At 35.9% G+C, this 11,121-nt stretch carries 9 protein-coding genes; 6 read left to right on the top strand and 3 right to left on the bottom strand.

Going from position 1 to position 11,121, the window contains the following annotated elements; all coding sequences use genetic code 11:
- Positions 1-97 precede the first annotated feature (97 nt).
- Positions 98-577: an Hsp20/alpha crystallin family protein gene (locus V7077_RS00660; protein WP_335498091.1), complete on the bottom strand. Its 480-nt coding sequence runs from the start codon at positions 575-577 to the stop codon at positions 98-100.
- Positions 578-745: 168 nt separating this feature from the next.
- On the opposite strand from V7077_RS00660, the gene V7077_RS00665 reads away from it, so the two are divergent.
- Positions 746-1,003: a hypothetical protein gene (locus V7077_RS00665; protein ID WP_335497892.1), complete on the top strand. Its 258-nt coding sequence runs from the start codon at positions 746-748 to the stop codon at positions 1,001-1,003.
- 50 nt (positions 1,004-1,053) lie between these two features.
- On the opposite strand, the gene V7077_RS00670 is transcribed toward V7077_RS00665, so the two are convergent.
- Positions 1,054-2,223, bottom strand: a complete 1,170-nt coding sequence (locus V7077_RS00670; protein ID WP_335497893.1) for a D-alanyl-D-alanine carboxypeptidase family protein — start codon at positions 2,221-2,223, stop codon at positions 1,054-1,056.
- A 148-nt stretch (positions 2,224-2,371) separates the two neighbouring features.
- Complete coding sequence (mprF, locus tag V7077_RS00675; RefSeq protein WP_335497894.1) at positions 2,372-4,900, bottom strand: bifunctional lysylphosphatidylglycerol flippase/synthetase MprF; 2,529 nt, start codon at positions 4,898-4,900, stop codon at positions 2,372-2,374.
- A 245-nt stretch (positions 4,901-5,145) separates the two neighbouring features.
- Between mprF and V7077_RS00680 the strand changes: the two genes are divergently transcribed.
- From V7077_RS00680 to yidC, 5 genes are all read left to right on the top strand, one after another.
- Positions 5,146-5,598, top strand: coding sequence for a cupredoxin domain-containing protein (locus tag V7077_RS00680; RefSeq protein WP_335497895.1), 453 nt, complete (start codon positions 5,146-5,148; stop codon positions 5,596-5,598).
- Positions 5,599-5,923: 325 nt separating this feature from the next.
- Positions 5,924-8,149: a formate C-acetyltransferase gene (gene pflB / locus V7077_RS00685; RefSeq protein WP_335497896.1), complete on the top strand. Its 2,226-nt coding sequence runs from the start codon at positions 5,924-5,926 to the stop codon at positions 8,147-8,149.
- Between the two features lie 59 nt (positions 8,150-8,208).
- Positions 8,209-8,961: a pyruvate formate-lyase-activating protein gene (gene pflA, locus V7077_RS00690; protein ID WP_335498092.1), complete on the top strand. Its 753-nt coding sequence runs from the start codon at positions 8,209-8,211 to the stop codon at positions 8,959-8,961.
- Between the two features lie 128 nt (positions 8,962-9,089).
- Positions 9,090-9,821, top strand: a complete 732-nt coding sequence (locus V7077_RS00695; RefSeq protein ID WP_335497897.1) for an urease accessory protein UreH domain-containing protein — start codon at positions 9,090-9,092, stop codon at positions 9,819-9,821.
- A gap of 480 nt (positions 9,822-10,301) precedes the next feature.
- A complete protein-coding gene (gene yidC / locus V7077_RS00700) occupies positions 10,302-11,102 on the top strand; it encodes a membrane protein insertase YidC (RefSeq protein ID WP_335497898.1) in 801 nt (266 codons plus the stop codon).
- The last annotated feature ends 19 nt before the right edge of the window (positions 11,103-11,121 follow it).

Below are 11,121 nucleotides of genomic sequence, written 5' to 3' on the forward strand. Positions count from 1 at the left end.
TTTTCACCCTTACTTTTATTTATATGGAGAAAACACTTGAACATGTCCAAGAATATCTGACGGACAAAAAAATTCTTAAAAAAATTTTTAAAATTGTCTATTCAATCGGAATAACTTCCCCCTTTTCAATTGTACGCTGATAACTTACAATCAATAAACCATTCCAAAATTTTGCACTCAATTGCTGAGGGCTCACCGTGTCAGGTAAAGTGATCTGTCTTTGAAATTCACCATAAAACCTTTCAGAATATGTCATCGTTAAATGTGGATGGAGGGGGTTCACTTTTCCTTTTATGGTTAGGTAAGTACCACTTAAACCTAGTTCCAAATCTTCCTTTGCTACCCCAGGAAGTTCAATCACCACAACAACCTCTTGCTCACCTTCAAAGACATCAATTATCGGAAAAGTCCTTGATTTTTCTGCTCGCCCCGATGCCCCATCAGCAGTGGATGACTTTACAGGTTGTTCATTCATAAATTGTTTTGCAAATTCCTGGTCAAAAATATTGTTCCAAAAGTCCCCGCCTTGCATATTTTTCGCAATATCCATCCACTGTTTTAATTTTTCCATATCCATCACTTGACACCCCCCTTTTGCCCATGTTTGTATATAATCTATTCTTTTGTATCTATCCCTACTTTCATCATACGAATCTTATTCACTAATTAATCCAACTATTACGCTTGTTTCATAAACCATTTAAAAATTGCATATATTGTTAACCAAGTGGAAGGAGGAAAAGATATGACAGTCCCAGTTCCTTTTATAAATATAAATATATTCATGATTAAAATTAATTCCTTTGAAAATGCCTCGGCAGTTAATATTGGTCAAAACCTGCTAGCTGAATGGCATAATTCTGATAAGAAAAATCAAGGATACGGTCAAAATTTTGGTGATCAAAGCGATTTTGTTGCGACAAGAAGTTTTGTAGATGATAAAGACCAAATCGACTCTCCTGCCTCTTTCAACTCTAATCCGTTTCCAATTGATAATATGTAAACATACAAAATGGACCATAGGAGGTTTTCTCCCATGGTCTATTTTGTATGTTAATATCCTCTTGATTGTTTTTTTCGGACAGCCAGTGAGATCCCAATCAGTATAATAATCATACCTAATACAGTATTTACAATGATTATCTCAAGCTCAGTCTGTTTATTATTACTCTTTTTCACTTTATTAAATGAAGCTACTTTTGGTTTTGGAGGTTCCTTATAGGTTAATTGTACCCTCTGGACTACTTGTCCCCTATTGTCCTGGATTGAAAGGAGCCCATCGTTTGCAATATTTTTTGAGCAACCATCAATCCGTTGTGTTACCAGCACGTCTTTATCTGGATAAAATTCTTTCCGCTCAGCGGTTGTAAATATTTCTCCCTGTTTAATTGTTAAATGTTGAAAGTTTTTGAATCCATAATCAAATAGTATAGCGGTATCATTATATTTATCATTCTTTAAATTTGATTTCAATACTACTGCTGTTAGTCTGATTTTTCCATTATCTGCTGTTGTTGCTAAGGTTTGTTTTGTTTCGCTCGTATAGCCTGTCTTTCCACCAGTAATTCCCGGATAGGCAATTTCACCCTTTAACATTTTATGGTGTGTGACTAGATTTGTCTGCCAGGATTGACCTTTCCATGGAAGTATCTTGGTACCAAAGATTTCAGCAAACACAGGATTCTTAATGGCATAATTAGTAATCAATGCCATATCCATGGCCGTTGTATAATGATTAGGATCAAATAATCCATTTGGATTCGTAAAATGCGTATTGGCTACACCTATCTTTGTTTTTAAATAGATATTTAGGTTTTCTGCAAACTGCTGAACCGAACCATCCGTATACTCCGCGATTGCAACTGCCGCATCGTTCCCTGAATTAATAAGCATTCCTTGGATCAGTTTTTTTAAAGGAACTTGTTCCCCTTCATTTAAATACACACGGGTACCGTCTTGCCTTACCGCATTGCCGCTCACGGTTACAAGACGATCCAAGTTTCCTTTTTCGATCGCATAAATAGCCGTAGCTATTTTCGTTAGACTTGCTGGATACATTTTCTGATTAGGATTTTTACCATAAAGAACAGCTCCAGTATCAGAATCAATCAGTGCCGCTGCTTCACTTTTTAGAGGCAGCTGAACTGGTTCTTCAGCAAAAACAGGTAATTGAATTGAAACGAGATAAAGAAAAATTAGAATTGACGGCCAAAACTTTTTCAATAGGATACACCCTTACTTTTTACTTATAACCCTCCTTGATTTTACCAGAATTTTCGTAGAAATAAAGTACTATTTTAAAATTTTAATCCTTTTAATATAGTAAATTTTAACCATAAACAAACCGGTTAGCTAGAGCCAACCGGTTTGTTTATGGTCTATTTTTGGAAATTAATAAGGCGATTTGGGCCATAATAAACGGCAATGATGATTTTCTTCTAAATGCCAAATATTTGGGTTCCCAAATATCAGTATATTTTTCATTAAACTTTCGGAGACCTTGAAAATGATAGATAAAGTGTCCATGCAAGAAAATTTGAGCAGCTATTTTTTCACTCAAAAAAGAAAATTTTGACAGCCCCACGTTTGATAAGGGTGCCATTCCCATATTAAATCGCTGATAACCTTTTTGAATAGCCCAATCAATTACTGATAAGAAGAAAAAGTCTATAATTCCTTCCGGGGCACACTGCTTAACTCTCATTAAGTCCACCGAAACTGTCTTATAATCATCATATACATACATAATACTCATAAACCCGAGTATATGGTCTTCCTCATCTTTTACAATGGCAATCGGTGCTCGATTTAAATAATCCTCATTATAGAACCCTAGTGAAAATCCTTTTTCCTTCCGCCCTGAAAGCCATTCATCGGATATTTCCTTCAATTTGTCCAATAGGGTATTTGAATAAGGAGGATAAAGCATTTCAAAATAGTATTTTTCGCCATTAAATTTATTTTTTAGGGTCCTTAAACCCTTCATTTTGTTTCCTTTTAGCGAAAAAGTCTTAAGGTCTACAAAAGCTTCTTCTCCTAATTTAAAAAATGCAAAACCATGACCATGTAAATACGGAAGCATATCATCGCTTACTTGGTAGAAAACAGGCGTATAGCCGTGTAAATCAGCGACCTCTTGAAATTCTTCAATGGCACCCGAAAAGTCATGTTTCTCACCAACTGGGTCTCCAAGGATGATTAATTTATCCGCATATTTTTGGAAAGAGATTAAAACATTCCTCTTACTATTCCAAAAAATAAATTTATCATGGAGGAATATTAAATGGGATAACACCTTGCCAGGATAAGCGGATAAATGATTTATGATTTCTTGTTCATGATCAATCGACCTCTCAAGGTTCCACTTTTTCGGAAGACTAATTAAATAACCGATAAAGAGAATACTTAAGGCAATGATTAGGCCGATAATTGCACTTGAAAACAAATCCCGGTAATCAACAATCACATACGGGATAAACTTTTTAGGAATGGTAATTTTCGCATTTGGCAAGTTAAAATACCCGATTACTATATACATAGAAGTAACAATCAAAACAATTGTCACATCAAAGATGGTTTTACCCCAAGTTAACACATAGCTTTCACGATAAAATTGTCCTTTTGACATTCTTAACAGGAGGGCAACAATGATTAAAAAAGCAGCTTCTTCGTAATCAATTCCTTTAAAAATTGAGAATAACGCGGCCAGAATTAGTGCGAGCATCGTTAAATCATAGGTTCTTTTAACACTATATTCAATCCCACGCGATAAACCCAGCAACAAAAAACCAGCAGCAACGGATAACTGATGTGACACATTGATGATTGGAAATGACAAAAGTTCCTGGGCTATTCTGAGCCTCGACATTATTCCTGGCACACTGGCAGATAACAGCAGGATAAGTCCTGATAGAAAGACAAGCATGGTTAAAATAACATGACTTAGGCCTTGAACAATTGCTTTAGGGAGATTATTCCACAATTGATTCCATCTTTGCCAATAAAGTCGCACAAAAAAGACTAAGCTGATTAAAAATGGGATGAAATAATAGCCAATTCGGTAAAATAATAGTAGAATCAGTACTTTTTCATCTGGAATATGCAAATCCTGCATTCCCCAAAGAAATACCAAATCAAATGAACCTAGGCCGCCAGGAATCATACTTATAATCCCTGCACAGGCAGCAACAATATAAATAGGGAACAAATCAAGTAATGAGATTTGAATTCCTAATATTTTTGTTAAAACAAAAATAGCTGTAAATACAGCAAACCATTCTATCACTGAAACGATGACCAAACCGACGGTATCCTTAAGTGTAAGTTTATACTGACTATCTTTACCAGATTTAACCATATGTATTACTATGAAAACGGGTAGATATAAACTTACACCCAAGACAGCGAAGTAAAGCCATTTAGTATCTACAAACAACGGGAACTTCCGATAATTAATTGTTATGATCCATGAAAGGAAAGAGATCCCTGTTAAGTAAAATAAGGAAACCGTGGCAATAACCCCAAGAAGTTTACGCTTATCCCCTTCAAGCTTATGAAAGAAATAGGTTCTCAGCATGGCGCCAATCAATCCACCGAACCCGATTAAATTTGAGAAAGAATTCGCAATAAACGATTGCTCGACCAACTCTCTTTTCGATACTTCTGTCTTCAAAATTCTCACTAAAATCACATCGTATAAAACCATTGGCAATACAGCTGCAAAAGTAACGACAAAGATTAATAATAACAGCCAAATATTGAGATGATGGATTTCACTTTTTAGTAAGTGGGTATTAATATTTCCAGTGAATTTCTTCATTTCAATAATAGCGAAAATTAATAAAAACACTGGAAAAACAAATTTTACAATTTTTAGCACTTTTTCTTTTCTAATCCCCAACCAGATTACCACCTATTTTTTCATTCCTGTTTTTACTATAAACTCTCCACAACGAAAAACAAAGTAATATCTTTAATTACAAGGACACTTAGTCATATTTTAGACAGATAATTGGCTGTTCAACCGCTCTTATTTCGGGCATGATTTCCTATGGCTCACTTGTTCAAATTTTTTTTAAAAATGAGACAAGTTTTCCAACCTTCTTTGCATAAATATTAATAGAACAAAAAAAGGGAGGTTTGCAGGTGAAATTTTTAGTCTTTAAAAAGGAAACCCTGCTATTTTTTTTAGCAGTCGGTATTGTCTTAGCAAGTATTTCTGCCTGGTTCATGTTAAAAGCAGGAGATACAACGGTATTTAATCAACAACCAGACCATAAAACTCGTCAGATCCACATGGTGACAGGAGAATTTAAGACCACGATGAAAGATGGAAAAGAGATAGAAGCGTACCGCTGGGATCCTGGTAGCATTGTCTTAAAAAGGGGAGAAAAAGTAAACTTGATTATAAGTGGAATTAATGGTGCTGAGCATCCATTTTACATCGAAGGGACCACGTTAAAAGGAACAGTAAAAAAAGGGCAAGACACCCTCGTACCCCTTTTATTTCAAAAAGAAGGAACTTATCGATTAATTTGTGAAGTACATCCTGACCGAGCTCACAACGGCCCAATGATTGCCTATATTGTCGTCAATTAGTAGCAGGAGATAACTTTCCTGCTTTTTCAATTGGCATCGAGTGCTGTATTATATAGTTTTCACTATTAGTACGTTGATATTATTGATTTCTTTCTATATAACAGATTGATATTTATCCTTTTATTTTATAGTACAGTTCCAATCATCTTTTAATCAACGTTCATACAATATTCATAAATACCCTTAAAAACCCCCTAATTTTAAAGGATTCACAATTCCTTAACAATTAGTGTGTTTTCTGTCGTATTTCACCTGTTATACTAAGTTCATGAAATAAATAACTTTCTGTTATATATTCTTCTACTAATTTAAGAGGTGAAAGATAATGGAACAATGGCAAGGTTTTAACAAAGGAACTTGGTCAAAAGAAATCAATGTACGTGACTTTATTTTAAGAAACTATAAACAATATGAGGGCGATGACTCTTTCTTAGCTCCAGCAACCGATGCAACAAACAAGCTTTGGGAACAAGTAATGCTTTTAACAAAGCAAGAACGTGAAAATGGCGGTGTCCTTGATATGGACACAGAAACAGTTTCTACGATTACTTCACATGGCCCGGGATACTTAGATGAAGATTTAGAAAAAGTTGTAGGGGTTCAAACTGATAAACCGTTTAATCGTTCTCTCCAGCCGTTCGGTGGTATTCGTATGGCAAAGCAAGCATGTGCTTCATACGGCTATGAATTAAACCCGGAAATTGAAAAAATCTTCACTGATTTCCGTAAAACTCATAACCAAGGTGTTTTTGATGCCTATACAGATGAAATGACACTAGCTCGTAAAGCCGCTATTATTACAGGGCTTCCAGATGCATACGGCCGTGGCCGTATAATAGGAGACTATCGCCGTGTTGCCTTATATGGTGTTGATTTCCTAATAAAACAAAAACAACTAGACAAAAAGAACACCAGCAGTGTCATGACAGAAGATAATATGCGACTTCGTGAAGAGATAGCAGAACAGATCCGCGCCTTAAATGAATTAAAAGAGCTAGGCACAAGTTACGGTTTCGACCTATCCCGCCCTGCACAAAATGCTCAAGAGGCATTCCAATGGTTATACCTTGGCTATTTAGCTGCTATTAAAGAACAAAACGGTGCTGCAATGAGCCTTGGCCGCACCTCAACATTCTTAGATATTTATATTGAAAGAGATTTAGAAAATGGTACATTAACTGAAACTGAAGCTCAAGAAATCGTTGATCACTTCATCATGAAGCTTAGATTGGTAAAATTTGCACGTACACCTGATTATAACGAGTTATTTAGTGGCGACCCAACATGGGTAACTGAATCTATTGGCGGTATGACATCTGACGGACGTTCACTTGTAACGAAAAGCTCTTTCCGCTTCCTTCATACTTTGGATAACTTAGGAGCTGCTCCAGAACCAAACTTGACTGTATTATGGTCACCATCTTTACCTGAGAACTTTAAGAAATATTGTGCCAACATGTCTATTAAAACTAGTTCGATCCAATACGAAAACGACGAAATCATGCGTCCTGAATATGGTGATGATTACGGAATTGCCTGCTGTGTATCAGCAATGGAAATCGGTAAACAAATGCAATTCTTTGGAGCTCGTGCAAACCTTGCTAAAGCCCTTCTTTATGCAATTAACGGCGGTGTTGATGAAAAATTAAAAATCCAAGTAGGACCACAATATCGACCAATTACTTCAGATGTACTAAATTATGATGAAGTTATGGCGAAGTTTGATCAGATGATGGATTGGCTTGCAGGTCTTTATATTAACACCTTGAATGTTATTCACTATATGCATGATAAATATAGCTATGAAAGAATTGAAATGGCCTTACATGACACGAAAATCCTTAGAACTATGGCAACAGGAATTGCAGGGTTAAGTGTTGCAGCAGACTCATTAAGTGCTATTAAATATGGCGAAGTTAAAGTGATCCGTGATGAAAACGGGTTAGCAGTTGACTTTGAAACAACTGGTGACTTCCCTAAATACGGCAACAACGATGATCGAGTTGACAGTATTGCAGTTGAACTTGTTGAAACCTTTATGAAAAAATTACGTAAACATGGAACGTATCGTGATTCTCTTCATACGTTATCAGTTTTAACGATTACTTCTAACGTGGTTTACGGCAAGAAAACAGGAAACACACCTGATGGCCGTCGTGCTGGTGAACCATTCGCACCAGGGGCTAACCCAATGCATGGCCGTGACACAAAAGGAACATTAGCTTCCCTTTCTTCTGTTGCTAAGCTTCCATATGCTTATGCAATGGACGGAATTTCAAATACATTCTCAATCGTTCCTAAAGCACTAGGTAAAGAAGAAGAAAACAGAGTTCGCAATCTTGTATCTATCTTAGATGGTTATTCCATTAAAAACGGACACCATTTGAACGTTAACGTCTTTAATAGAGAAACATTAATTGATGCGATGGAGCATCCTGAATTATATCCACAATTAACTATTCGTGTATCAGGATACGCTGTAAACTTTATCAAATTAACTAAAGAACAACAGCTCGATGTTATTAACCGTACCTTCCACGAATCTTTGTAATTAGAATAAATTGGAGTTCCTACTCTTAGGGGCTCCTGCTTAAAAATAAGGGGGACATCATCATGATGGGAAATATTCATTCTATTGAAACATTAGGAACAGTTGACGGACCAGGAATTCGTTATGTGATTTTTACACAGGGGTGCTTATTGCGCTGCCAGTTTTGCCATAACGCAGATACTTGGGAAATCGGTTCCGGAAAACAGATGTCTGTTTCTGAAATCATGGATGATCTCTCAAGTTATCTTCCTTTCATCCAAGCATCTGGTGGCGGGATCACTGTAAGCGGTGGAGAGCCTTTATTACAAATCCCCTTCCTAACTGAACTATTTAAAGAGTGTAAAAAGAAAGGAATTCATACCACCATCGATTCATCTGGAGGCTGTTTTTCCCACTCCAAGCTCTTTATTGAACAATTAGAAGAACTTTTACCATATACAGATCTAGTATTACTTGATTTAAAACATATCAACCGAAAAAAACATATTCAATTGACTGGTATGGCGAATGATCACATCCTTGAATTTGCTAAGTTTTTATCTGATCGGAAGGTTCCGATTTGGGTACGTCATGTTCTTGTACCAACTGTCACAGATGATCCAGAGGATTTGCAAAAACTTGGTGAATTCATTGGGACATTAGAAAATGTCTTGAAAATTGAAATTCTTCCCTACCACAAACTTGGAGTTTACAAATGGGAAGCACTTGGCCATGAATATCCACTTAAACATGTCGAGCCCCCAACGGAGGAGAACGTAGAATTCGCCTATAAGATGCTGACAGCCCATTGGAAACCATTATTACAACACTGATTCATAGGATCAGTGTTTTTTCTTCCAAAAATTAAGAACTTTGTTTCATCAGCATTTTTTCTTAATAGTTTAGTAATTTGTGGTATATTCCGTATACACTTGGTAAATCGTGATAAAGGGTGGCAAAAATGTACGAAATCTTAAGTTCTATTAGTAGATTGTTAAGCAATCCCTTTGTGACTCTAATGTATGAGTCAAAGCAAATACCATTACTTGCCTCTTTTTTACTTGGTATAATAGGAGCCCTCGCTCCTTGTCAATTAACTGGCAATATTAGTGCCATAACTTATTACGGTAACAAAAGCTTGCAGACTAAGAAACAATGGAGCGAAGCTTTTCTGTTTATTATTGGAAAAATAGTGGTATTTTCCTTGCTGGGACTTGCTGTTTGGATGATTGGCCGCGAATTTCAGACCTTAATTACGAGCTTCTTTGTTATCATCCGAAAAGCAATTGGACCATTCATCATGTTTTTAGGATTGTTTCTATTTGGTGTGGTCAAATTACATTGGATTAATAGGTTATTCAGTATGAACCCCATAATACAAAACAGTGGAAAATGGGGTTCGTTTTTAATGGGAGTTAGTTTTTCGATTGCTTTTTGTCCCACCATGTTTGTCCTATTTTTCCTTACTCTTATGCCAATGGTTCTAAGTTCGAATTATGGGATTATTCTTCCTAGTGTGTTCGCAATCGGTACTTCCCTTCCCCTTATTACTGTCATGATAATTATTTGGTTACTCGGAGTAAATGGCTCATTATTAAAAAAAGGCAGAAAACTGGGTACCGCAATTCAAAAAACAGCAGGGATCTTTTTAATCCTTATGGGGCTTCTTGATACAATTACCTATTGGTCATAGCAAACGTATTTCAACAGAGTTATATTAGGATATTTTAAAAAAAATCATCTATTAGCAATGTCTTCATATTATGGGATTTAGACAGTGATAAAATTGATTCTTTTCGCTTTCTCCTATATACTCATATCATTGGTATTTAAGTGAGGTGATAATTTTTGTTCCAATTGCTGATTGATCTTTCCGATATTAATGCTCTAAATGCCCTTTATGTAAGTATTTTTCTTGGAATTACATTAAAGTTTTTGTGGGCTTGGGGTGTAGAATATACTTTTTTCGGTTCTCTTTCTGAATCTGCAAATACAAAAATTAATTACCCGCTCGTCTTCTACCGGAATCAAAATAGTATGAACGGAAGCTTTATTCTGAAAAGAATTGTTAAATATATTCGTAGAAAAGAATGTTCGCAGGATGATTCTGATGAACCAATTTCCTTCCTTATATCTAACCACATAATATATTAAAGACATTCTAGGAGGAAATATGAAAAAGAATCGATCTTCACTTATACTTGCAGCTATTTTTATTTTGTCTACTTTATTATTATCTGCTTGTTCATCACAAGCGCAAACAACAACTACAACCAATAAAACAGGGTTTTTTCAAACCTATTTTGTCCATCCTTTCTCGACGATTATCCATTCGACCGCAGAATTCTTTGGAGGAAACTATGGTTTGGCGATTATCGTTGTTACCCTTGTTATTAGACTTATATTAATGCCATTAATGTTAAAGCAATACAAAAATCAAATGGTTATGAAAGAAAAAATGGATGGTTTAAAGCCTGAAATGGATGCTATTCAAAAGAAATTGAAAACTGAGAAGGATCCTAAAAAGAAACAAGAACTACAAGCTGAAATGATGGGTCTTTATCAAAAACATGGTGTTAATCCACTCAATATGGGTTGTTTACCTATCCTTATTCAGATGCCAATTTTAACAGCCTTTTATTATGCCATTCGCGGATCACAGGAAATTGCAACCCATCAATTCTTATGGTTTAATTTAGGACATTCAGATATCGTTATTACGATTATCGCGGGACTGGTTTACTACTTCCAATTCAAGGTATCCCAATCAAATATGCCAACAGCCCAGCAGCAACAAATGAAAATGATGGGCTTGATGTCGCCGCTAATGATTGTAATGTTTTCTTTTAACGCCCCAGCTGCTCTCCCTCTTTATTGGGTTGTCGGCGGGTTATTCCTTACACTTCAAACCTTGGTAGGCCGAAAGCTATATCAAACCAAAAAAACAATTGAAACACCTGCTCACCAAAAGTAAATAAAACGCCAAAAGAAGC

The sequence above is a fragment of the Neobacillus vireti genome, from assembly GCF_036962465.1.
Classification (GTDB): domain Bacteria; phylum Bacillota; class Bacilli; order Bacillales; family Cytobacillaceae; genus Neobacillus; species Neobacillus vireti_B.

Coding starts and splice junctions, on each gene's coding strand:
- V7077_RS00660 (WP_335498091.1), bottom strand. CDS start 577: ATGGATATGGAAAAATTAAAACAGTGGATGGATATTGCGAAAAATATG.
- V7077_RS00665 (WP_335497892.1), top strand. CDS start 746: ATGACAGTCCCAGTTCCTTTTATAAATATAAATATATTCATGATTAAA.
- pflB (WP_335497896.1), top strand. CDS start 5,924: ATGGAACAATGGCAAGGTTTTAACAAAGGAACTTGGTCAAAAGAAATC.
- V7077_RS00695 (WP_335497897.1), top strand. CDS start 9,090: ATGTACGAAATCTTAAGTTCTATTAGTAGATTGTTAAGCAATCCCTTT.
- yidC (WP_335497898.1), top strand. CDS start 10,302: ATGAAAAAGAATCGATCTTCACTTATACTTGCAGCTATTTTTATTTTG.